The 22,933-nt window shown below is 67.4% G+C and carries 17 protein-coding genes and 2 pseudogenes; 11 read left to right on the top strand and 8 right to left on the bottom strand.

Annotated elements, in window-relative coordinates; translation table 11 throughout:
* Nucleotide 1: 1 nt before the first annotated feature.
* From nrdE to ABME01_RS07630, 4 genes are all read left to right on the top strand, one after another.
* Nucleotides 2–2,107, top strand: coding sequence for a class 1b ribonucleoside-diphosphate reductase subunit alpha (gene nrdE / locus ABME01_RS07645; protein ID WP_353827786.1), 2,106 nt, complete (start codon nt 2–4; stop codon nt 2,105–2,107).
* Nucleotides 2,108–2,150: 43 nt separating this feature from the next.
* Nucleotides 2,151–3,170 (top strand): class 1b ribonucleoside-diphosphate reductase subunit beta, encoded by a 1,020-nt coding sequence (nrdF, locus tag ABME01_RS07640; RefSeq protein WP_353827785.1) that lies wholly within the window; start codon nt 2,151–2,153, stop codon nt 3,168–3,170.
* 74 nt (nt 3,171–3,244) lie between these two features.
* Nucleotides 3,245–4,171, top strand: a complete 927-nt coding sequence (locus ABME01_RS07635; RefSeq protein ID WP_353827784.1) for a DUF4238 domain-containing protein — start codon at nt 3,245–3,247, stop codon at nt 4,169–4,171.
* 346 nt (nt 4,172–4,517) lie between these two features.
* The gene (locus ABME01_RS07630) at nt 4,518–5,510 is read left to right on the top strand and encodes a hypothetical protein (protein ID WP_353827783.1); all 993 of its coding nucleotides are present in this window, start codon (nt 4,518–4,520) and stop codon (nt 5,508–5,510) included.
* 402 nt (nt 5,511–5,912) lie between these two features.
* On the opposite strand, the gene ABME01_RS07625 is transcribed toward ABME01_RS07630, so the two are convergent.
* Nucleotides 5,913–6,092, bottom strand: a complete 180-nt coding sequence (locus tag ABME01_RS07625; protein ID WP_353827782.1) for a hypothetical protein — start codon at nt 6,090–6,092, stop codon at nt 5,913–5,915.
* A gap of 73 nt (nt 6,093–6,165) precedes the next feature.
* On the opposite strand from ABME01_RS07625, the gene ABME01_RS07620 reads away from it, so the two are divergent.
* Nucleotides 6,166–7,557, top strand: coding sequence for an FAD-binding oxidoreductase (locus tag ABME01_RS07620; protein ID WP_353827781.1), 1,392 nt, complete (start codon nt 6,166–6,168; stop codon nt 7,555–7,557).
* Entirely contained in the window at nt 7,554–8,921 is a 1,368-nt protein-coding gene (locus ABME01_RS07615; protein WP_353827780.1) for a class I SAM-dependent methyltransferase, read from the top strand. Before ABME01_RS07620 ends, ABME01_RS07615 begins: the two co-directional genes overlap by 4 nt.
* A 168-nt stretch (nt 8,922–9,089) precedes the next feature.
* Here the strand turns inward: ABME01_RS07615 and ABME01_RS07610 are convergent, their stop codons facing one another.
* The 4 genes from ABME01_RS07610 to ABME01_RS07595 form a co-directional block, all read right to left on the bottom strand.
* Complete coding sequence (locus ABME01_RS07610) at nt 9,090–9,605, bottom strand: PH domain-containing protein (protein WP_353827779.1); 516 nt, start codon at nt 9,603–9,605, stop codon at nt 9,090–9,092.
* A 183-nt stretch (nt 9,606–9,788) separates the two neighbouring features.
* On the bottom strand, nt 9,789–11,249 hold the full coding sequence (locus ABME01_RS07605; protein WP_353827778.1) for a thioredoxin domain-containing protein: 1,461 nt from the start codon (nt 11,247–11,249) through the stop codon (nt 9,789–9,791).
* Nucleotides 11,250–11,388: 139 nt separating this feature from the next.
* Nucleotides 11,389–13,755: a LuxR C-terminal-related transcriptional regulator gene (locus ABME01_RS07600; protein ID WP_353827777.1), complete on the bottom strand. Its 2,367-nt coding sequence runs from the start codon at nt 13,753–13,755 to the stop codon at nt 11,389–11,391.
* A gap of 85 nt (nt 13,756–13,840) precedes the next feature.
* A complete protein-coding gene (locus ABME01_RS07595; RefSeq protein WP_353827776.1) occupies nt 13,841–14,692 on the bottom strand; it encodes a MerR family transcriptional regulator in 852 nt (283 codons plus the stop codon).
* A 171-nt stretch (nt 14,693–14,863) separates the two neighbouring features.
* Here ABME01_RS07595 and ABME01_RS07590 point away from each other — a divergent pair.
* Nucleotides 14,864–15,037, top strand: a pseudogene (locus ABME01_RS07590) (helix-turn-helix transcriptional regulator); the annotation flags it as partial.
* Between the two features lie 23 nt (nt 15,038–15,060).
* Entirely contained in the window at nt 15,061–15,414 is a 354-nt protein-coding gene (locus tag ABME01_RS07585) for a tRNA-specific adenosine deaminase (protein WP_353827775.1), read from the top strand.
* A gap of 14 nt (nt 15,415–15,428) precedes the next feature.
* On the opposite strand, the gene ABME01_RS07580 is transcribed toward ABME01_RS07585, so the two are convergent.
* Complete coding sequence (locus ABME01_RS07580) at nt 15,429–15,986, bottom strand: SOUL family heme-binding protein (protein WP_353827774.1); 558 nt, start codon at nt 15,984–15,986, stop codon at nt 15,429–15,431.
* Between the two features lie 51 nt (nt 15,987–16,037).
* Entirely contained in the window at nt 16,038–18,557 is a 2,520-nt protein-coding gene (locus ABME01_RS07575; RefSeq protein WP_353827798.1) for an MBG domain-containing protein, read from the bottom strand.
* 1,425 nt (nt 18,558–19,982) lie between these two features.
* On the opposite strand from ABME01_RS07575, the pseudogene ABME01_RS07570 reads away from it, so the two are divergent.
* A pseudogene (locus ABME01_RS07570) lies at nt 19,983–20,393 on the top strand (diacylglycerol/lipid kinase family protein); the annotation flags it as partial.
* 126 nt (nt 20,394–20,519) lie between these two features.
* A complete protein-coding gene (locus ABME01_RS07565) occupies nt 20,520–21,005 on the top strand; it encodes a diacylglycerol/lipid kinase family protein (protein WP_353827797.1) in 486 nt (161 codons plus the stop codon).
* Nucleotides 21,006–21,030: 25 nt separating this feature from the next.
* Here ABME01_RS07565 and ABME01_RS07560 read toward each other — a convergent pair whose 3' ends face one another.
* A complete protein-coding gene (locus ABME01_RS07560) occupies nt 21,031–22,392 on the bottom strand; it encodes a helix-turn-helix domain-containing protein (protein ID WP_353827773.1) in 1,362 nt (453 codons plus the stop codon).
* Nucleotides 22,393–22,483: 91 nt separating this feature from the next.
* On the opposite strand from ABME01_RS07560, the gene ABME01_RS07555 reads away from it, so the two are divergent.
* The gene (locus tag ABME01_RS07555; protein ID WP_353827772.1) at nt 22,484–22,822 is read left to right on the top strand and encodes a hypothetical protein; all 339 of its coding nucleotides are present in this window, start codon (nt 22,484–22,486) and stop codon (nt 22,820–22,822) included.
* Nucleotides 22,823–22,933 lie beyond the last annotated feature (111 nt).

The raw sequence follows: 22,933 nt of genomic DNA, 5'->3' as shown, positions 1-22,933 counted from the left end.
GATGGACTACCACGCCCTGAACGCGATGCTGAACCTGTACAGCGCCGACGGGAAGATCCAGTTCGAGAAGGACAAGGAGGCGGCGCGGGAGTACTTCCTCCAGCACGTCAACCAGAACACGGTCTTCTTCCACTCCCTCAAGGAGCGCCTCGACTACCTCGTCGAGAAGGAGTACTACGAGCCCGAGACGCTCGGCATGTACTCGTTCGAGTTCATCCAGCAGCTCAACGACCTGGCGTACTCGAAGAAGTTCCGCTTCGAGACGTTCCTCGGCGCGTTCAAGTACTACACGAGCTACACGCTGAAGACCTTCGACGGCAAGCGGTACCTCGAGCGCTTCGAAGACCGCGTCGTGATGACCGCGCTCGGCCTCGCGCAGGGCGACGAGCAGCTCGCGACCGAGCTGGTAGAAGAGATCATCGCGGGCCGCTTCCAGCCCGCGACCCCCACGTTCCTCAACACGGGCAAGGCACAGCGCGGCGAGCTCGTCTCGTGCTTCCTGCTCCGCATCGAAGACAACATGGAGTCGATCTCGCGGGGCATCAACTCGTCGCTGCAGCTGTCGAAGCGCGGCGGCGGCGTGGCGCTCCTGCTCAGCAACATCCGCGAGTCGGGTGCACCCATCAAGCAGATCGAGAACCAGTCGTCGGGCATCATCCCCGTGATGAAGCTCCTCGAGGACTCGTTCAGCTACGCCAACCAGCTCGGCGCGCGCCAGGGCGCCGGCGCGGTGTACCTGTCGGCGCACCACCCCGACATCATGCGGTTCCTCGACACCAAGCGCGAGAACGCCGACGAGAAGATCCGCATCAAGACGCTCTCCCTCGGCGTCGTCGTGCCCGACATCACGTTCGAGCTCGCGAAGAACAACGAGGACATGTACCTCTTCTCGCCGTACGACGTCGAGCGCGTCTACGGCAAGCCGTTCGGCGACGTGCCGATCACCGAGAACTACCGGGCCATGGTCGACGACCCGCGCATCAAGAAGACGAAGATCAACGCGCGCGAGTTCTTCCAGACGATCGCCGAGATCCAGTTCGAGTCGGGCTACCCGTACATCGTGTTCGAGGACACGGTGAACAAGGCCAACCCGATCAAGGGCCGGATCAACATGTCGAACCTGTGCTCCGAGATCCTCCAGGTCAACACGCCGACGACCTACAACGAAGACCTCTCCTACGCTCAGATCGGCAAGGACATCTCGTGCAACCTCGGGTCGATGAACATCGCGCTGTCGATGGACTCGCCCGACCTCGGCAAGACGGTGGAGACCGCCATCCGCGGCCTCACCGCCGTCTCGAACATGTCGCACATCTCGTCGGTGCGGTCCGTCGAGGACGGCAACGACAAGTCGCACGCCATCGGCCTCGGCCAGATGAACCTGCACGGCTACCTCGCCCGCGAGCGCATCCACTACGGCAGCGAAGAGGGCATCGACTTCACGAACATCTACTTCTACACGGTGCTCTTCCACGCGCTGCGCGCGTCGAACCAGATCGCGATCGAGCGCGGCGAGGCCTTCGACGGCTTCAAGGACTCCAAGTACGCGTCGGGTGAGTTCTTCGACAAGTACACGGATGTCGCGTGGGTGCCGCAGACCGCACGGGTCATCGAGCTGTTCGCCGACGCCGGCGTGCACATCCCGACGCAGCACGACTGGCAGGAGCTGAAGGCCTCCATCCAGGAGCACGGCATCTACAACCAGAACCTGCAGGCGGTGCCGCCGACCGGCTCGATCTCGTACATCAACAACTCGACGTCGTCGATCCACCCGATCGCGTCGAAGATCGAGATCCGCAAGGAAGGCAAGCTCGGCCGCGTGTACTACCCGGCGCCGTTCATGACGAACGACAACCTCGAGTACTACGAGGACGCGTACGAGATCGGCTACGAGAAGGTCATCGACACCTACGCCGCGGCGACGCAGCACGTCGACCAGGGCCTCTCGCTCACGCTGTTCTTCAAGGACACCGCGACGACGCGCGACATCAACAAGGCCCAGATCTACGCGTGGCGCAAGGGCATCAAGACGATCTACTACATCCGGCTGCGCCAGCAGGCGCTTGAGGGAACTGAGTTGGAGATGTGCGTCAGCTGCACGCTCTGATCGCTGCGCACGTATCGGATGACTCGAGAAGAGGAATGAACGGATGACTCTCACCGACCCGGTGAACTCGGCCACCAACGACCCGGCCCACGCCGCGCCGGTCAAGCTGGTCAGCCACGTCAACGCGATCAACTGGAACCGCATCCAGGACGACAAGGACCTCGAGGTCTGGAACCGCCTGGTCAACAACTTCTGGCTGCCCGAGAAGGTGCCGCTGTCGAACGACGTGCAGTCGTGGAACCAGCTGACGCCCGATGAGCAGCAGACCACGATGCGGGTGTTCACGGGCCTCACGCTGCTCGACACCATCCAGGGCACGGTCGGTGCGGTCTCGCTCATCCCCGACTCGCTGACCCCGCACGAAGAGGCGGTGTACACGAACATCGCCTTCATGGAGTCGGTGCACGCGAAGAGCTACTCGTCGATCTTCTCGACGCTCTGCTCGACGAAGGACATCGACGAGGCGTTCCGCTGGTCGGTCGAGAACGAGCACCTGCAGAAGAAGGCCTCCATCGTGATGGAGTACTACCGCGGCGACGAGCCCCTGAAACGCAAGGTCGCCTCGACGCTGCTCGAGTCGTTCCTCTTCTACTCCGGCTTCTACCTGCCGATGCACTGGTCGTCGCGCGCGAAGCTGACGAACACGGCCGACCTGATCCGGCTCATCATTCGCGACGAGGCCGTGCACGGCTACTACATCGGCTACAAGTTCCAGCGCGGACTCGAGCTCGTCGACCAGGCCAAGCGCGACGAGATCAAGGACTACACGTTCTCGCTGCTCTACGAGCTCTACGACAACGAGGTGCAGTACACGCAGAGCCTCTACGACGGTCTCGGCCTGACCGAGGATGTCAAGAAGTTCCTGCACTACAACGCCAACAAGGCCCTCATGAACCTCGGCTACGAATCGATGTTCCCCTCCTCGGTCACCGACGTGAACCCGGCGATCCTCGCCTCGCTCTCGCCGAACGCCGACGAGAACCACGACTTCTTCTCAGGGTCGGGCTCGTCGTACGTGATCGGCAAGGCGGTCAATACCGAGGATGAGGACTGGGACTTCTGAGACGCTGACGCCAAGGCCCAATGCCGGCGAGAGTGAGCTGCTCGCTGGTGAGTGTTGTCGACGGGTTTCATAGAATGCCGAAACAAGACAAACGCCATTTCGTACCTGCAGCGCTTATCGGGCAGTTCGCGCAGAATCCAAATTCGCTTCGCCTGCGTAAGAGCCGCATCTCGGTCGTCCGCCTTACTCCGCCAAGGTCATTTCTGACTGCCGCCGAGAACGTCGGGCACGCACGAGATCTTTACCGAGGTTCACCTTTCCCTGGTTCCGACAATGACTCGTACTTTTCCACCTTCGAAAAGTTTGCCCAAGAGCCTGTTTCCCGGATCATCGAGGAACTCGGTCGTGGCATTGAATTCGATTCCTGGATAAAGCTCGCGGGTTACGTCACCTCTCAGTTCACCCGCGCGCCAGAGCTTGAACGCTCGCTCGATGAACTAGCTGAGACAAGCGAATGGTCAAGAGACCAGATGGATGTCGGATACATCCTGAACACTCAGCGAGTATCCAGCGCGGTCGTGCGTGCTCGTTGGGAGTTCATGCGTACGCCGAAGGATCTCATTCTGAATGACCGAGGGCTCGCGCCGGTCCAGTTTGGTGATTGGGGGGCTCGTGGGTACTTCTTCCCACTTCGGAAGCGATTCGGCCTTCGAATAGCTGGCGGTCCTCACCCGAAGAGTGTGGCGTGGAATGGCGAGCGGTGGCTCATAGACGTGCCGGTTGCCAATATCAGTGTTGAACAGACCGACAATCTGAACTGTTGGACTTGGTGTGGCGCGGTCGATGAGGTGTACGGATCATCTGCGGAATTGCTTTCCGACACGCAACCGCTAGCGGAACTGATGAAGAATGATCTTCCGAACCTCGTCTCCTATAACCAAGGTGCTAAATTGCTTTCACTTCCCGCATCTCAGCGCATTGAGGATGAAATGCTGCTTATCAGCACCCTTGGGGGCATCAATGCACCAGTTGACGGTGATCCGACTTTGTACGTGATCTAGACCTTCGTTCTCGATCGGACACGGTCTCTCGTGGGAACGACTGCCGTCGAGGCCGAGGTCGAGTACGGAGATCGTGCGAGTCGATCATTCATTTGTCGCCCACCCGGTGGCATCGTGGCGGTGGCGCGATCCGCTTGGTGAGCGTATGCGAACTCGCCAAAGCGGGCACACTTATGGAATGGCGAAACTAGAGTTCAACTGGTATGTCCCGCTTCCTGAGCCGCTCCCTTTGCCATCTGGAGTGCGAGTCCCGGCTGACCACATTGGGATGAGGGGTTGGAGCGGCCGCGCCGAGATGTCGCTGCGTCCAGTGACTGTAAGCGGGTCCCACCCCCTGCTCGGCGTCATGGACATGATGCATAGCGTCGCGGCGCATTTTCATCCTTCGTTGCCTGTGGCAGCCGATTCCGACGCTCTACCTGCTGTCCACGGGCAAGTTACTGTCGTCGAGGTCGCAGCAGCGTTTGCGGGCTCAGAACCTACCGAACGTGAGCTATCCGACGCTTTTGACCGTGGATTGGACCTCATCCGTGCGCTCCAGCGCGCGTACTACCTTGAAACGCAGGACGCAATCTCTCTGGTCGCGCGTGAACAGCTTCCTACGACGATTCTCGTGGTGACCGAGCGCGAAGGCTCTGCCCGTTCGGGAGTCTTCTTCACCCACGACGTTTCCATACGCAGAACGATGATCCCGGAGGAATTGAGCGACAACCGGTTGAATCGTCTCGCCGGAATATTGCGTGCGATGGTTCCTGGCGATCCATTCTGGCCATATGCCGATCTTCGGCGGGAAGCACTCGCAGCGCTCTGGTTGCGCGGAGACTACCGTGCCGCGGTTCTCGGGGCAGCCACTGCAGCTGAGGTGCTCTTGGACACGCTTCTACTCCACTTGTTTTGGGTAGAAGGGGCCAAGCCGGAGGTTGCTGCTGCCCTCCTTGAAGAATCCGGCGTTACTGCCCGCGTCAAGAGCCAGTACGCATCTCGCATTGGTGGCAAATGGAACTTGGCAGGCGGTGATCCTGTTTCTGAATGGCACTCGGCGACGGCGGCAATGCGCAACCGAGTGGCACACGCTGGCCACGAACCCTCGCTTGACGAGGCGCGAGCTGCCATTCAGGGAACACTTCGGTTGGAGGTCCACCTGATGGACCTCGTCTGCACTCCTCCGCGCCTGCAGAAATACATCAAGACGGCACTGGCGATCACGGGAATACCAGGCATCGAGAAGCGTGGTCGCATGTCCCGGCGGATTCGCGAATTGATCGACGCGACACCTCAGGCGGACCTTGATCTCTTCCATCACTGGCGCGACGAGGTCGTCATTGCTCGCGCCAAGTAGCGAAGGCAATGCGTCGCCTGTCGGTGATTGAGGGCAGCGTCGAGGCGACGATGTCGAAGCCGACACCGCCGGATGGGTGCGGCCGTCTAATGCCGACCGCACACACGGCTCAATTGAGGTCCTCGCGCCGCCTGAACTCAAACAGCTCGACTTCGCTCGCATCCACGCCCTGACACCAGTACTACGCTCTTCGGACACGCCGAGGGGCTCACGCCTTTTGTATCGGATTGGCGAGGGCATCGGCGTGGAATGTTCCCAACGGGCCTCAATAGCGCGCCGCCCGAGCCCGATCCGCACCAACGCCACGGTCGTCGCCCGACGCGACCTTATCGCCCAGTGGCACCCCACTATGAATGTCGACCTCCGCCCCGAGCACGTCGTCCCGGCGCCAGCAAACGCATTTCATGCTGCTATCGAGGTTGCGCTCGTACCGTCATCGACCGCGACCTCACGATCGGCGATGTACGTAGTCGTGTCGACGATGTTGTCTTTGAATTCAGCGACTCGGATTCGAATCACTTCCTCAATGGGTTCATTCATACTGCCGTCGTAAAACGGCTCTTTGTCCAGCGGTTGGGACATGGCGACAGCCTAGACGGGGGACGAGGCCTAGGAACCCATGCGGGCAGCGGCGCCCGAGGACTACCGTGAGGGTGTGTCCGCTCCTGCGACCGACGCGACTGACGCACGAGCCGCTCACGCCGACGGCGTGGAGCGCCTGCTGGCGAGCTATCGAGCCCTGCCCGCGACGGCGACGGTGCGGCTGGCGAAGCCGACGTCGAACCTGTTCCGGTCGCGCGACCGGGTCGAGGCGCGGGGCCTGGACACGTCGGGGCTGACGCAGGTCATCGCGGTCGATGGGGAGGCGCGGACGGCCGACGTGGCCGGCATGTGCACCTACGAGGATCTCGTCACGGCGACGCTGCCGCACGGGTTGGCGCCGCTGGTGGTGCCGCAGCTGAAGACCATCACCCTGGGTGGCGCGGTGACGGGGCTCGGGATCGAGTCGACGTCGTTCCGCAGCGGGCTGCCGCACGAGTCGGTGCTGGAGCTCGACATCCTCACCGGCGCCGGCGAGGTCGTGACCGCGTCGGCGGAGGAACACGCCGACCTGTTCCGCGCGTTCCCGAACTCGTACGGCACGCTCGGCTACGCCGTGCGGCTGCGCATCGAGCTCGAGCCCGTCCAGCCGTACGTCGCGCTCACGCACCTGCGGTTCCATGCACTCGCCGACCTCATCGACGCGATGGACCGCATCGTCGAGACCGGCGCACTCGACGACGGCACCCGCGTCGACTACCTCGACGGGGTCGTCTTCAGCGCCGACGAGAGCTACCTCTGCGTGGGCGTGCAGACCGCGGCATCCGGCCCGACCAGCGACTACACCGGTCAGCGCATCTTCTACCGCTCCATCCAGCACGCGGATGGCGCGACGCACGACCGGCTCACGATCCACGACTACCTGTGGCGGTGGGACACCGACTGGTTCTGGTGCTCGCAGGCGTTCGGCGCGCAGCATCCGCTCGTTCGCCGGTTCTGGCCGCGGCGCTACCGGCGCAGCAGCGCGTACTGGAAGCTCATGAGGCTCGAACGGCGGTTCGACATCGGAAACCGCATCGAGCGGTTCCGCGGCCGACCGCCGCGCGAGCGCGTGATCCAGGACGTCGAGATCCCGATCGAGCGGACCGCGGAGTTCCTCGACTGGTTCCTCGCCGAGGTGCCGATCGAGCCGATCTGGCTGTGCCCGCTGCGACCGCGCGACGACACCGACTGGCCGCTGTACCCGCTCGAGCCGCACCGCACCTACGTGAACGTCGGCTTCTGGTCGACCGTGCCGGTCGGCGCCACGGAGGGCGCGACGAACCGGAGCATCGAGCGCAAGGTCAGCGAGCTCGACGGGCACAAGTCGCTGTACTCCGACTCCTTCTACCCGCGCGACGAGTTCGACGCGCTCTACGGCGGCGATGCCTACCGCTCCGCGAAGCGGCGGTACGACCCCGACTCACGGCTCCTCGACCTCTACGCGAAGGCGGTGCAACGACGATGACGACGTTCAAGGAGCGCGGGCCCGGGTTGGCGACGGATGCCACGCCCGATGGTGCGCCGGCGGATGCCGCGACGAAGTCGGATGCCTCGGGCAGGCTCACCCTCGCCGAGATCCTCGAGCTCGTCGCCGGTGGGCAACTCCCGCTGCGGTTCACCGCCTACGACGGCAGCTCGGCGGGCCCGCCCGACGCCCCGCTCGGCATCGAGCTGAAGACGCCGCGGGGCACGACCTACCTCGCCACCGGTCGCGGCGACCTCGGCCTCGCGCGCGCCTACATCGCCGGCGACCTCGAGATCCACGGCGTGCACCCCGGCGACCCCTACGAACTGCTCCGGGCGCTCGCCGACGAGCTCGTGTTCCGGATGCCGCCGCCACGGGCGATCGCGCAGATCCTCCGCTCGATCGGCGTCGAGCACCTGCGGCCGATCGCACCGCCGCCGGGGGAGGCGCCGCCCCGCTGGCGCCGGGTCGCGACCGGGCGCCGGCACAGCAAGGCGAGGGATGCCGAGGCCATCCACCACCACTACGACGTGTCGAACACCTTCTACGAGTGGGTGCTCGGGTCGTCGATGACCTACACCTGCGCGTGCTACCCGCGCCCCGAGGCATCCCTCGACGAGGCCCAGGAGAACAAGTACCGGCTCGTCTTCGAGAAGCTGCGGCTGAGCCCGGGCGACCGGCTGCTCGACGTGGGCTGCGGATGGGGCGGCATGGTGCGTTACGCGGCGCGCCGCGGCATCCGTGTCATCGGCGTCACGCTGTCGGAGGAGCAGGCCACGTGGGCGCAGCGCGCCATCGCCGAGGAGGGCCTGGGCGAGCTCGCCGAGGTGCGCCACGGCGATTACCGCGACGTCGCCGACACCGGCTTCGACGCGGTGTCGTCGATCGGGCTGCTCGAGCACATCGGGGTGCGCAACTACGCGAAGTACTTCCGCTTCCTGCAGTCGCGGCTGCGCAGCGGCGGGCTGCTGCTCAACCACTGCATCACCCGCCCCGACAACCGGTCCGAACCCTCGACGCACGGCTTCATCGACCGCTACGTCTTCCCCGATGGGGAGCTCACCGGTTCCGGGCGCATCATCACCGAAGCGCAGGATGTCGGCCTCGAGGTCCTGCATGAAGAGAACCTGCGCCCGCACTACGCGCTGACGCTGCGCGACTGGTGCGCCAACCTCGTCGAGCACTGGGATGAGGCGGTCGACGAGGTCGGCCTGCCGACCGCGAAGGTGTGGGGGCTCTACATGGCCGGGTCGCGGCTGCAGTTCGAGCGCGGCGGCATCCAGTTGCACCAGGTGCTGGCGGTGAAGCCGGACGAGCGTGGGGGAGTGGGCGAGCTGCCGCTGCGGCCGTGGTGGACGGCGTAGTCGGAGCGCGTCCGGAACCGGTACCTCGGACGTCTCTGCAAGGGGGCCCGAAAGTGATCACGCTGAACCCACCAGTTCTACCTTCATCGGCAGGATCGGGCGCGCCAAGACCTGATCCGGCAGCCGTCTTCGCGGCTGATCCTCCTTGCCCTGGACGGACCCGAGAGGCTACCGGGCGATCTGCCTCGCGACCGCGTCGATGAACCGATCACGCGCGACGCGATTCTCACCGGACGAATTCATGCTGAGCCGACTCGCAAGGACGCCGACTTCCGTCGAACTTCCGTCGGTGCCGCGGATGACGAGCGTCGGCGGCTTGAACAACGAGCCGTCGGAGTCGGCCTCGACGCCGGCGATCTCCGCCAACGCTCCCGGGCCGATCGGCGCGGCCGTTCCGATCATGTCCTGGACCCTGTCGACAAGTCCCACGACCTTCCCGTCGACGCCGGCCTTCCCGAGGCCGAAGGAGAGAAGCTTGGAGACGTCGCCGGTGTTCAGTGGGGCGAAGATGACCCGGTGACTGGTGAGGATCAGGTCGCCGCCGACCGAGGTGATCCCTCCCGGCCGCTTCGAGCCGACGACACGGAGGATCTCAGTCTCTCCTTCGATGAGCTCATACGGCATGGTCTCGCGTCCGCTGCCGCCGATGAGGCGACCCACGGCGTCGAAGTCGAAGTCGGCCATTCTGTTCACCCTCGAACGTGGGCGAGCCGAATCTCGCCGTCAACTCGAAAGCTACTCCGGCCCATGGGCGAACGGAATGCCTGGGCGGTGCCCGGCGCATGAGTGTTCGGCCCCGGCGCACGCGGCGCGGTAATCCGACGTGGGCGGTGCGCGATCACGCACCGCCCACGGCCGGAGCAGCCGTCACTTCCGAGCGAACACGGCCTCCACCTCGACCCCGGCGATGTTCGCCACCAGGGCGTCGATGTCCGCGTCGGTCAGTTCGCCGATCGTGCCGTAGTCCTCGTACTCGCCCGAGCGCAACGCCTGCTCGTACGGGATGCGCAGCGCGGCCAGGTCGATGTCGACCGTGGTGATGCCCTTCACGGACGTCGCGGGCAACTCGACCCAGGCGCCGGCCTGGCGGTCGAAGTCCCCCGGCGTGAGGAGTCCGGTCACCCACACGTAGAGCGAGCTCGACGTGAGCGGTTCCTTCGCGTGCTTGGGGTCGAGGCGCTCGAGCGAGAGTGTCAGCTCGCCGGACGATGGGAGACCGGACGGTTCGTAGAACGAGAAGTTGCGGACGGCGATCGACGGATCGGTGTCGTCCGACCGATGTCCGAGGATGCCGAGTGGCGTCTGCTCGTACTGCTGGGTGCCCGAGGGGTCGAAGACGACCGACGCGGAATCCCCGTCGAGGGTGGCGGTCACCCGTTCACCGGTGAGCGACTTGTCCGGCTTGGGCGCCTTCGGCCGGTGGGCCTTCGCCCCGCTGTCGAGGACGCGCTGGATGATCTCCTCGACGCTCGCCTGGGCTCCGACCACGCGGTCGAGGATCGTGCCGTCGGGGCCGATGAGCAGGCTCGTCGGAACCGCCTGGCCCACGCCGGCGTCGTCGTCCAGCAGGAAGAACTCAGCGGCCCGTGCGAGATCGGAATCGGAGTCGCCCTCCGCGTGCAGCACGGTGTTGGTCAGTTCGAGGGACTCCTGCCAGGCGACGGCGTCCGATCGCGTGCTCGGTTCGCCGGCGTTCGCGCCCTGCTGGAGCACGGTCACGATCGCGAGGTCGACCTTGTAGTCGGTCGCGAGCTTCGCACTCGCATCGCGCAGCATCGGCGCGTAGAAGCGGCATGGCCCGCACCATGCGGCGCAGACGTCGACGATGGTGTACCTGCCCTTCTGCACGGTGTCGCGGAGGTTGTGGCGAGCGCCGTCCTCGCCCTCGGCGTCGATGCCGGCGAGCTGTTCGCCCGGCCGGAAGCCCGGCGGTCGCACGAGCATCCACGCGCCGGTTCGAACGTCGTCACCGACATCGGCGCGCAGCATGGCGCGTCCGCCGACGTCGCCGGCGGTCGCGTGCACCACGATCGCACCGTCGGCGCCCGTGATCGCCGAGTACGTGTCCAGCGCGACCGTGGCGCCCTGCCACGTGTCCGGGACGACGGAGAGCGTCACCTCGACGCCGACCACCGGCTGCCCGGCGTCGTCGGTGACGACCGCCCGGATGGGGTCGGCGAACTCCTCGCCGACCGGCGCCGAGTAGTACGGATCGTCGAAGAGGATCATCTCCGGGACCCCGTCGGCAGCCACCGCGGGCGTCACTCCGGCCGCCAGCGCCATGGCGACGACCGCTGCGGCGGCCACGTGGGTTGCGAGCGCTTTCATCGTGAACCTCCCGGGCCAGGCGCCGCCGCGTCGACGACGCGCATGTCGAACGTCGTCACGATAGGAGGCGCCGTCGGCGACGGCATCGGGCATTTGCCCGCCTCGTTCAGGACCCGTCGAGCAGCCCCGATCGACGGGCTCAGTCGAATCGCACCAGCCCGCTCGTCGCTGCCTTCGTGGCGGCCTCGGCACGAGTGCGGACGCCGAGCTTGCGATACACGGCGCTCGTGTGGTGCATGACCGACTTCGGGGTGATGCGCAGCTCGACGGCGATTTCCTTGTTTCGGAGACCGCGCGTCAGCAGTTCGAGCACCTGCAGTTCGCGCGCCGTCAGCGGCGCGATCGCAGTGGTCGGGGAGGCTGCGCTCTCGGCCGGCGTCGGCACGTCCGCGATCTGCCGCAGGTACGCCCCGAGTTCTCCCAGCGTCTGCTCGCGATCGAGAACCTGCCCGCCCGCGACGGCCGCGGCGAATCCGGCCGGGCCGAGCGTCGCGCGGAACCGCTCGACGGCCGCCCGGTACCGCTCGCCGTGCTCCGGTGCTGCCAGCGCCAGCACCGCATCGACGTGCGATGCGATGGCGCCGTGCAGCCTCGCTCCGACGCGGTGGTCGCCGCGGATGTCGGCGATGAGCGCGGCGAGCATGACCGAGACCGTCAGGCCGTTCAGGAGGTCGACCCGGCGCAGGGCGGACTGACGCATGGTGAGCCAGGACGCGGCCGCCGCGGCGTCGCCGCGGTCGACCGCCGAAAGGGCGAGCGCGGCGAGCACGTGCAGCTCGCGCGGCGTGTCGTCGAGATCGCGGGCGATCTCGAGCACGTCCTCGAGGCGAAGGCGGCCGTCCTGATCGGGCAGGGTCCCCGTCGGGAGGGAGTGCAGCACCAACGCCGCGAAGACCACCGTGCGCCGGTCGTCGGAGCGGATGGCCCGTGCGAGCCCCGAGGTCGCGAGCCCGGCAGCCTCGTCGTACCGGCGGAGATTGCCGTACATCGAACTCGCCGAGACCTCGAATCGACCCGTCCACCGCGTATGCCCGAGCTCCCCGGCGAGGCGCATCCCCTCGGCGCAGGCCGCGAAGGCCGCCGGCACGTCGCGGGTGGCGGACACCGCCAGGAACCGGGTGCGCAGCGCCATGAGGAGGGGAAGCGGGGCGCCCGAGTCACGGGCGAGGACGAGCGCCTCGGCCACCCGAGCCGCGATGACCCCGGCCTTGTCCTGGGCATCGGGCGTCAGGCTCTCGAGCTGCGCCGACCAGATGAGCGCGTCGCGCCGTGCGCTCGGATCGCCGGCGCCCGGCGCATCGAGAAGATGCCGCAGCAGGTGCAGCACTCGATCGCCTGTTCCGCGCCGTTGCGCCTCCCAGCCGAGGTCCGCCGCGAGGCGGAGCGCCCTCGCAGCATCGTGCTCGATGAGCCAGTGGAGCGCGTGCAGGCACTCCGGGAAGTCCTCGCCCATGATCGCGAGTGCGGCGTCCTCGTCGGCGTCCTCGACCGCCTCCGCCGCACGACGGGCCCGGTCCGAGAAGTGGCGGGCGTGGCGATCGCGCGCTTCGGAGGCGTGCCCGGACGCCTCGAGCCGCTCGCGTGCGAAACCCTGGACGAGTCGACTGAGCCGGTACCGGCCGAGCGTCGTCGCCGAATCCAGCTCGGCCAATCGCAGGTCGAGGAGCTCGCCGAGGGGGTTGTAGCACGATGCGACCAGGCCCTCGCAGACCGCTTCGACGGCCTCGATGGCGAACGGGCCGGCGAACACCGAGAGCAGTTCCAGCAACCGCTGCGCCGCGGCGGAGGACATCTCGTGGGTCGTCAGGACCGCATCACGCACCCCGCGCGCGCGATCGCCCGCACCGATCGGGGCGGTGAGCACGTCGAGGGCACGGCGGGGATCCGACAGGAGCGGATCGAGGTGGGTCAGGGGGATGAACGGCAGCCTGCAGGCGGCGAGTTCGATCGCGAGCGGGTTGCCGTCGACGGACGAGCAGATCCGACGGATGCGGTCGTCGACCTCCGGTCCGTCGCCGACGTCGACCCCGACGCTCGCGGCGGCCTGACGGAACAGCTGCGCAGCGGCATCCGCCCCGAGCGGCCCGACGAGCACGGGTGCGCAGCCCGGCGCACGGAGTTCCGGCACCGATTCGACGAGTATGGTGAGGGCGCCGTCCTGTGCGGCGAGCCGCACGAGCGACTCGGCCTGCGACGCGAGCGGATCGCCTCGATGGATCACCAGCAACGACCGATCACGGTTCCCGCCGGGGAGCGACAACGGCATGCGGGCCGTGAAGCTCCGGACCGCCGGCATCACGTCGCCGATGCCCTCGGTTCGCAGTTCGAGGTGCTGGACGTCGGCGAAGCGACCTGTGGTGCGCTGGAGCACGCGCTCGACCAGCGCCGACTTGCCGACACCCTCCGGCCCGGTGACGTTGACCACGAATGGGCCGTCCGGTTGCAGCAGCCGGTCGAGTTGCGCGCGTTCCGTGTCCCGACCGACCAGCGGCAACGGTGAGGTCATCTCATCTGCCTCGGCCACGGTGCCATGCCACGATGATGCCAGCCCTGGCCGGGAATGGGAACCGAACGCGGTCGGGGCTTCGGGCTCAGGCCTCGCGTTCGACGGGTGCCTGCAGCTCGGTCACCCAGTCGGGGCCGGGTTCGTGCCCGTCGGCCACGAGGTAGACCTCGCGGGTGGGGCCGGTGATCCGGTACCCCTCGGCGACGATGCCGTCGACCAGCGTGCGCCACGACTGCCCGATGCCGGTCATGTCGCCGCGGTGGATCAACGTGGCCATGGTTGCGACGGCAGGCAGCGTCACGACGTCGTAGCCCGCGCCGGGCTGCGGTTCGGGCTCGGCCGTGTAGGACACGTGCACGGCGAGGTCGTCGCTGCCCTCGACCGGTTCGTACCAGAAGATGCCCGGCCCGATGAGCGGCCGGCCGGCGGCGGTCAGTGCGTCGTCGAGCCGGGTGATTGCGGGGCCCACGACGGGACCGACGTTCTCGGGGCCCATGCCGGGCGCGACGGTGCTGGTCGCGTAGACGGTGACGGGCGCGACGGTGCGGTATTGGATGGTGTCGCTCATGGTCTCTGTCCCTTCGAGGAGTCGGAGTCGCCGCTCCAGTCGTGCGAGCCGTGCGGTGTCGTCGGCGACGGATGCCGCGAGCTCGGCGCGACGCTCGGCGAGAGCGTCGTGCACACCTCCGTCCCCGTCGTCGGCGAGGGCCACCGCGATGCGGTCGAGGCCGATTCCGTAGCCGCGCAGTTCGACGATGCGCAGCAGCCGCTGCAGCTGGGCACTCGAGTACCGGCGGTACCCGCTGTGCTCGTCGACGTGCGCCGGTTCGAGCAGCCCGATCGCGTCGTAATGGCGCAGCATCCGCACGCTCACGCGTCCGAATGCGGCGAATTCTCCGATGGTGTACATGGTGGAGACCACGTTCGACCATGACACGGTGTGAGGGTCAAGCGACACTGTCGGGTCGGACATGAGGCGGATCAGTCCACCCGTCGCCGAACGCGGCGGGTTGACCATCAACGCTGGGTGGGTGCGATCGAATCGGACCACGATAGTCGGGTCCGTCCCCTGCGCGATGAGCAGGCTGGATGCCGAAAGGGGGTCACCGTGGTCGCTGCGTTGAATCGGCTCGTCGAGGTCGTCGAGGAGCACCTCACCGATGGTGAGATCGACCTCGCCGGCCTGGCGCGCGGACTCGGCACGACGGAGTACCACCTGCGGCGCATGTTCTCGTCGCTGGCGGGCATGCCGTTGTCCGAGTACGTTCGGCGGCGGCGGATACCGTCGTGGCATCGCTTGGACGCATGACGATCTCCGAGACCGACCTCGTCCACCTGCGCCGGGCCGTCGAGCTCGCGCGTGAGGCGCTCGCCGACGGCGACGGTCCGTTCGGGTCGGTGCTGGTCGTCGCGTCCGGCACGGTGCGGTTCGAGGACCGCAACCGTGAGGCGCACGCGTGGGTCGGGCTCGGGCGTATCGTGTACGTCGCGTCGGCGGAGCAGATCAGCGGATGGCGCGCAGCGGCCGGCGCCGCGGCATCTGCTGTCGCGGTCTTGCCGATCATGGCCGTCGCGCCTGGGCTGCCGGTCGAGGGGCCGGTCGACGAGTTCGTGCCCGAGGTTCGGGCGCTGATAGAGCAGACGGCTCGGTCGACCTGATCGAGCGCACCGGATCAGGCGGCCGGTTCCACCGCCACCTGCACTTCGTTGTGGCGCAGGAACCACGGGGTTATGGGCGGGTTGAAACGCGCGAAGCGCGGTTCGCCGCGGACCGTGAGCCCCGCGGAGCTCACCTCGGCGAGCAGTTCGTCGCGGTGCTGCTCCCACGACTCCCGCGTCCAGCGACCGCTGAACCGCAGTACGGCGACCAGCTGCTCCGGCACCGTCCGCAACCTCACCTCGGGACGAGTGGGGATCGGCGCCTCGCCCTCGGTGATCCCCGCCGGCAGCACGAAGGCCACGACCTGCCCCTCACCGCTCCGCTCCTGCAGGACGGGCGCCGTCATCGCGATCTTCTCCGACGACTGCACCACCGGCGCCGTCATCTCGATCGAACGGCGGGCGGCGTTCTCACCGCCGATATAGCCCGCGAGCAAGCGGAAGGCCTGATTCCCGGCATCCTCGAACGGCACGCCACGCACCACGGTCTCGGCCACGACGTGCGACGGATAGCGACGCACCTCCCACCCGCCATGCTCCTGGACGAGGTCGAACGGCTGCTGCTCGGTCACATGTCCGAGGCTACGCCCGCGCCCGCGCCGCCGGCCCGCGGAGCTGCGGAGCTAGCGACTCACCGTGACATTCCCCCCGCCGATGGAGGTTGTGCTCACTGCGTGGAGTACCTGGCCGGAGGGGCTCAGTGCGGTCACGGCGACGTCGTCATTCTGCCCGCCCTTCCCGCCGTCCGTTGCCACCACTCTGATCGTGCGGTGCCCACCGGAGAGCGCATCGATGACCTTCCGGGTCCTGGGATCGGTGACCGTGAGCGACGCGGTCGCCGTCAGGCTGACTCGCGCACCGGCGATGGCCAGGTCGCCACCCTGCCACGAGTCGGATGCCAGGAGGTACTGATAGCCGGTGTCGGGATCGACCCAGGAGAACGTGGCGCTGCCCTGCGGCTCGCGCTCCTTGCCGTACCTGACGGACAGTCCGAACTGGCCGCGGCCGTCCGCGGAGCCGGGGTCGGCCATCCAGCCGCCGCCCGAGGCCGAGGCCCCGCGTACCGGCTGGTACACCGCGAGCTGGTCCGTGGTGATCGGCCCGGTGAAGTAGCCATTCGTCGGGCTGACCCGCACGACGACGCGGTACACATCGGGTGCGAGTCCGGGAGCCTGCGCGGACGCGTGGCCGAGGCTGTCGACGGCCACGCCCGTCATGCTCGCCGTCGGGGTGTTCGACGTGTTGCCGGACGAGAACAGGAGGAAGTCGACGGTCGCCTTCGTCACGTCTCCGTCGGACCCGTCATCGGCCTGTGCAACAGTGGCTGCCAAGGATGCCGTCCCACTGCCCGTATCGCTTCCGGCGGCATCGACGGTCGACACGTACCACTCGCCGTCGTAGGACAGGGTGGACGTCTCGCGCTCGACGTTCACCGCCCCTTCGTACGAAACGCGGTAATTGGGGTTGCCGAGCCCGTCGCAGCCGGAGAGCGGATATGCGCCGGCCGAGGAGGTGACACGACCCTGGTCGATATCCAGGCCGTCGGCGCGGCATCCGGAGAGCTCACCGGTGAGCGTGTCCGACCCGAGGAGGCCGTCGACGGACCACGACACGTCGAGGTCTGGCACGGGGTCCGAGTACTGCACCTCGGCGGGTGTCACGGTGACGGTCGCTGGTGCAGGAGTCACGGTGAGGGTTCCGGAGACATACTCGATCGCGTAGTCGGGTCCGGCGTCGCCACCACTGCACACGATGGGGTGATCCCCGGCGGTGAGCGGATCGGTGGTCTCGCACACGACCCCGGCCACCGCGATCGATGGGCTGACGGTGTACGTGAATTCCGGAGTCGCACCCCCGTACTGCATGCTCGTGTCCTCGGCCGTGACGCTCAGGGGGGCGGGCGTGACGGCGAACTCGCTCGATGCCTGAGGTGCCGGCAGGTAGTCGTCGTCGCCGTCCTGGTCGGCGGTCACGCGGCAGGTGCCCACGCCCACGGCGGTGATCGCACCGGTCTCCGCGTCGTAGCTGCATATCGCGGCCGAGGCGGGATCGATGGCGATCGTCACCGGAGCCGAGGCGCTCGACGATGCGACGACGGGCTGGGACTCGCCGTACGTGAGGTCGTCGAGTGGCTCGATGGTGATGGACTGCTGGCCTCGCGTCACCGCGAAGCTGGTCGTCGCCGGGACGGCAGGCAGGTACGAGCTGTTGCCGGCCTGGGTGAGGACCAGGGAGCAGGTTCCGGATGCGAGGGCGGACACCGTTGCTCCCGACACCGAGCACACGGTGCTGGACTCGGGCACGACGGTCGCGGTGACCGGAAGACCGGATGACGCGGTGGCGGGGATCGCCTCAGTGTCTCCGACCGGCAGAGACGCCCAATCACCGACGGTGATGGTCTGCTCACCGCGGTAGATCTCGAAGGCGCCCGTGAGGGATGCGGGTGCGTAGTCGGCGTTCCCGAGCGTCTTCACGACGAACGTGCACGTCCCGGGCGCGTCGGCACGGAGGGCCTCGAAGCTCCCCCCCGAGTAGACCGCACCGCAGCTGATGCCGGCTTGAGAAACGGTGAACGGCAGCCCTGACGCTGTCGTGATGGTGGGGGTCACGGATTCTCCGAGTCGCACGGTCGTCGGCCCGTCGACGGTGATCCGATCCGCCCAGCGGGTCTCGAGGACATTGATGGGATAGGAGGTCACGGTGTATGCGCCGTCCGCCGTGGTCTTGGCCAGGTAGGCGGTCACCAATCCTGTCTGGATGAACGAGTGGGTGACCGTAGCGCCGTCCGCCGATTGGTATCCGGGAGGGATCCCTTGTACGCCGAAGCTGTTGGACGAGAGGTCCTTCGTGGGGAACCACCATTTGTACGAGGCGTCCGCCTCGCCGGGCGCACTGAACGTCGCCGCTTCGTACACATCCACGGTCTCCGGCACGGAGCCCGCGTTCACCGGCCTCGAGTCGGCGACGAGCTTCGCAGAGACCTTCGTGCCGCCGGACACCGTCAGCTGCAGCGTGTCGGTGACCGACGCGTCGGCCGAGTCAGCCCCTGCACCCACCGGCGTCACCACGAATCGATCCCCGTCAGTGCCGTCCCAGATGCGCGCGGCGACGTACGCGCGCCCATCCCAGCCGGTGAACCTCATGTCGAGCGATTGGATCGTCGGCCGGGAGAAGCTGGGGCTCTGCACGAACCACCCGTGCCCGCTCGCGCGAGTCACGGTCGCGCCGCCCCGATACGGGTCGTCGGCGGCGATGAACCGCTGGTCCGTGAAGGTGCTCGACCCCTGCTTCGTCACGCGGAACACGGGGTCCCCGGCGGCAATGGACGCGGGAGCCGGCGAGTTGACGCAGCCGACACGGTAGGCGGACCCGCCGATGACGAGTCCGCTGTCGCAGGGCTCGGGTGTCGCTTCCGGCAGCGTCCCGGTGAGGAGCATGGTGAACAGGCCCGGGTACCACTTCGGCTTGCGCTGCTCATCCGTCAGGCCGGGGAACGTCAGGGCCGCATCGTCGGCCCGGAGTCCGGCCTGGAGGTCCGGAGGAGTGGAGAGGGCGTACTGCCAATTCTCGTAGAGCCGCTGACCCATGTTCAGCTGAGTGTCGAGCTGGATGCTTGCGACGACCATGACCACGACGAAGAGGACGGCGGTAGCGGTGGCCGAGGCGACGGCGCCCACCGCGACTGCCCCGATCGTTCCGCCGTACACCGCCCAGGGGAAGATCCCGTCCGCCACCAGCGCGATGGACAGGGAAAGCGGGATCGTGACACCGGCGGCTGCCAGCGCGGCACCGGCGGCGGCGCTGGCAGCGATCGAGGCCGCGACGTTGGAGAAGTCGAGGTTCGAGACGACCGGCGCCAGAACTTTGTACTGTCCGTAGCTCAGGAACTGCTCGTAGCTGGGCATGGGCACGGCATAGTTCGCCAGCCCCGTGCCAGGCGTATAGCAGGTCTGGTCGATATAGCCCGTGTAGTCGTCCGCGTAGATCCCAGGCGCCCGGTACAGACAGTACCCCCCAGTGGCTGCGCTCTTGTCGGGGTTGTTGTAGTTGACCGGCTGACTCGTGCGGTACGTGGCCTCCGTCAGCCCCGAGTACCGGAGGTACTCGTCGATGCTCGCGCGCGCCGCTGCGATGTTCTGCTTCTGCACGAGCGTCTGAAGCCATCGGTAGGCGGCGTGTTCGTCGGAGGTGCGCTGCGCAGCATCCTTCTTGATGATCCTCACCATGTCGACCCACAACTGAGTCCTCACCTCGTTGCGACCCCAGCCGAGGACGGCGTTCAGGTCGCCGGACGGCAGGGCGTGGTTCTGCAGGACCTCCTCGGCCGCCTTGGTCTCGATTCGCTGCAGAGCCGGCCAGTCGGCCACCGGGACCGTGTTGTAGTCGATGACCTTCGGCGGCGTTCCCAGCACGTCTGCACTGGCCGACGACGGGACGAGGTGCATCAGGGTCAGCAGCACGGCCAACGCGGTGACCGCGGCGACGCGAGCCCTCATCACGGAGCGCCATCCGCCTCGCGGTGCGTTCCTCACGGCAGTCTGGGGTGCGACGGACCAGCGGGCGTCTTCATGCATGGGTCCACGGTGGCGCCCGCCCCTCGAGGCGTCTACGGGCATTTGCCCGCCTTGACGCGATCTGGTCGGGCGGCGTGGCAGAGTGAGCGCATGACCACCGCTCGCATCGCCGTCATCTTCAACCCGAGCAAGATCGAGCGCGACGAGCTCTGCGACGCCTTCGATCGCGTGGATCCGGACGCCTGTGCCGCCGCCTCCTGGTTCGAGACCACTGAGGACGACCCGGGTCGCGGAATGGCGCGAGAGGCGCTTGCGCGAGGCGCCGAGGTGGTCGTGGTGGCCGGAGGCGACGGTACGGTTCGGGCCGTCGCCGAGGTGCTCGCCGGAGAGGATGCCGTGCTCGGCGTCATCCCGCAGGGCACCGGCAACCTGCTCGCCCGCAACCTGGAGGTCCCGATCGGCGACACCGAAGCGGCGATCGAGCGCGCGCTCGGAACCGGTGAGCGGCGCATCGACATCGGTTGGGTCGACACGGGCGACGGCGAGGAGCGCGGCTTCGCCGTCATGGTCGGATTCGGTCTGGATGCGCACATGCTCGTCGAGACCGACGACGACCTGAAGGACAAGGCCGGCTGGCTCGCCTACGTGGCCGCGCTCGGCAGGGCGATCGCCGCCTCGGATGTCGTCGAGTTCACCCTCGCGATCGACGACGACGACCCGCAGACGCTGAGCGGGCACACCTTCATCGTCGGAAACTGCGGCACGGTGCAGGGCGGCGTCGCACTGCTGCCCGATGCCGTCCTCGACGACGGGCGACTCGACGCGCTCGTCGTGAGTGCCGACGGCCTGGTCGGGTGGCTCGACACCGTGCGGTCCTTCGTATGGGACAACGGCATCCGCCGCTTCTTCGCGAAGGACGATGAGGCGGCCGACGCCGAGACCGCCACGCATCTGTGTGGCACGCGCATGACGGTCGAGCTCCCGAAGCCCCTGCCGTTCGAGATCGACGGCGAGGAGGCCGGCGATGTGCGGGCGTTCACCGTGCGGGTCCAAGCCGGGGCGCTCCGCGTCCGCTGAGCACCTGTCCGCGCTTGCCGATCGACTACTTCGGCGAGTCGTGGGCCAGGAGGCGCCGCACCCATTCTTCGTACTCATCGAGGTCGAGCTGAGCGAGTGTCAGACTCTCGTCGATCCACTCTGCTGACTTGGTGGCCGTCTCTTCCTGGGAGGGCGTGAGGTCGGGCTCATTGACGCTCGTCACCCCCAGCCAGACCGGCAGCGCCTGTGTGTCGAGAATGATGCTGACGAGCTTGAGCTCGATCTCGAGTGCCTTCTGAGCGTCGGGGGAAAGCGCGTCCCATTCGATCCGGCGGCGCGCGTCATGCCCGGGTGCCGGGATGAACGGAGGTGCCCCCGCAGAGCGGGATCGGATGGCGCGTCCGAGCAGCTCAGCGCGCTGGATGATGGCTTGCTGGGCTTCGTTCCACTTCTCTGCGCGCGGCAGTGCGTCCTGCATGTCCTCCAGCGCCTGCTGCGCGGCATCGAGCTTCTCGGCTTCTGCTTCGGCCTCCTTGCGGAGCTTTCGGCCCTTCCAGACGAGCACTCCACCGATGGCCAGAAGCGCGGGCAAGGCGACGATGCCGGTCAGGACCGCCGCGCCGCCCGCGACGCCCATGCGACCGACTGCGAGCGAACCACTTCCGAGCCAGGCGAGCGTGGTGCTGGAGGCAGCCGCGCCGGAGAGCGAGGCGATTGCAGCCCCAGTCGATGCAGTCCCGGCGGCCGAGAGGGCGACGAGCACGCCGGCCGCGGTTCCTGATCCCGGCCCACCTGCGGCGCCCGCGCCCGCCGTGCTCTCGGTCAGCGCCTTCAGGACGCTGGCCTCCGTCTTTCCCCTCAGTTGCCGGATCTCGCCCTCGAGCGATCCTGCCGTCTCGTCGGTCGCCCCGGCATCCTCGGGATCGAGCCGCAGTCGCCAGTCGAACCTCGCGGCCGTCTCGAGGAACGGCAGGACGAATCCATTGCACGCTCGCTCGAGCGTGCGCTCGGAGTTGCGGATCTGGAACGTGACCCGTTCGGTGAGCAGGTTCGACGATGCGATGATCTGTGCTCGCCGAGCCTCGTTCTCGATGTAGATCGGCCCGGCGATGGCACGGGCGAAGACGCCGGGGCGCGAGAGCGCCGCGAGCGCTCGCTCCGTCTCCTCCTCGAGTTCCGCCTCCGTGTGCCCGAGCGCGTCCAGGAGACGTTGGCGGTACCGACCGGTCGGGTCGGTCTTGCCGGACTCGATGCGGGAGATCGCCACGGCGGCGCTCTTCGGGCTCTCGTCGCTTCCATATCCGGCGATCCGCCCCAGCTCCTGCTGGCCCGTGCCGTTGGCGCGTCGCCACTCCCGCCCCCACGCCTTGAGTACCGATGCCTGCGCGGTCAGGCGGGGGTTCGGATCTGCGCGCGGGGTCGCCACTCTTGACACCTACCCTAACCTCGTGCCTATACTCGGGCTAATGCGGGGCTAACTTAGCACCCGTATCCGCCCACTCTATAGGGAGATCATCATGACTATGAGTGCACTGCCCGTGTGGTCGGAGCGGTCGGAGCAGGACACGCCCTCGTCCGCGACCGGGACCGGAACGAGCGAGCCGCACTACGAGGCGCGCGCTCGCAACGGCAGCAACCCCTGGCTGATGCTGTTCCCCCTCGGCGCTGCAGCGGCGGTCTCGGCCGCTGTTCTGCTGCGGCGACCGGCCGTGCGCAAGGCGTGCGGCGAGGTTGTCCGGGATCCCGAAGTGCGTCAGGTGTGCAGGGATGCCGGCGAGCGCACGTACCGCGTGGTCGCCGCATCTTGGCGCCGGCATGGTGGCCCGGAAGGATTGGCCGAGACCTTCCTGCGCTGACTTCGCCAGCGACGACGGTCGACGCGCGCGGGAGCAGGCCCCCGCATGGCGCAGAGCTCGGCTCCGTGCCATCCGCTGTCGCCGTCTCGGCCTCTCGTTCGGGCCGGGCGA

The sequence above is a fragment of the Agromyces litoreus genome (assembly GCF_040496015.1).
Lineage (GTDB): Bacteria > Actinomycetota > Actinomycetes > Actinomycetales > Microbacteriaceae > Agromyces > Agromyces litoreus.
This window is presented reverse-complemented; position numbering and strand designations above follow the sequence as displayed.

What these genes read in the sequence shown, in the direction of transcription:
- nrdE (WP_353827786.1), top strand. Translation starts at nt 2, where the DNA reads ATGGACTACCACGCCCTGAACGCGATGCTGAACCTGTACAGCGCCGAC.
- nrdF (WP_353827785.1), top strand. Translation starts at nt 2,151, where the DNA reads ATGACTCTCACCGACCCGGTGAACTCGGCCACCAACGACCCGGCCCAC.
- ABME01_RS07635 (WP_353827784.1), top strand. Translation starts at nt 3,245, where the DNA reads ATGCCGAAACAAGACAAACGCCATTTCGTACCTGCAGCGCTTATCGGG.
- ABME01_RS07630 (WP_353827783.1), top strand. Translation starts at nt 4,518, where the DNA reads ATGGACATGATGCATAGCGTCGCGGCGCATTTTCATCCTTCGTTGCCT.
- ABME01_RS07625 (WP_353827782.1), bottom strand. Translation starts at nt 6,092, where the DNA reads ATGTCCCAACCGCTGGACAAAGAGCCGTTTTACGACGGCAGTATGAAT.
- ABME01_RS07615 (WP_353827780.1), top strand. Translation starts at nt 7,554, where the DNA reads ATGACGACGTTCAAGGAGCGCGGGCCCGGGTTGGCGACGGATGCCACG.
- ABME01_RS07610 (WP_353827779.1), bottom strand. Translation starts at nt 9,605, where the DNA reads ATGGCCGACTTCGACTTCGACGCCGTGGGTCGCCTCATCGGCGGCAGC.
- ABME01_RS07605 (WP_353827778.1), bottom strand. Translation starts at nt 11,249, where the DNA reads ATGAAAGCGCTCGCAACCCACGTGGCCGCCGCAGCGGTCGTCGCCATG.
- ABME01_RS07600 (WP_353827777.1), bottom strand. Translation starts at nt 13,755, where the DNA reads ATGACCTCACCGTTGCCGCTGGTCGGTCGGGACACGGAACGCGCGCAA.
- ABME01_RS07585 (WP_353827775.1), top strand. Translation starts at nt 15,061, where the DNA reads ATGACGATCTCCGAGACCGACCTCGTCCACCTGCGCCGGGCCGTCGAG.
- ABME01_RS07575 (WP_353827798.1), bottom strand. Translation starts at nt 18,557, where the DNA reads ATGAGGTTCACCGGCTGGGATGGGCGCGCGTACGTCGCCGCGCGCATC.
- ABME01_RS07565 (WP_353827797.1), top strand. Translation starts at nt 20,520, where the DNA reads ATGCTCGTCGAGACCGACGACGACCTGAAGGACAAGGCCGGCTGGCTC.
- ABME01_RS07555 (WP_353827772.1), top strand. Translation starts at nt 22,484, where the DNA reads ATGACTATGAGTGCACTGCCCGTGTGGTCGGAGCGGTCGGAGCAGGAC.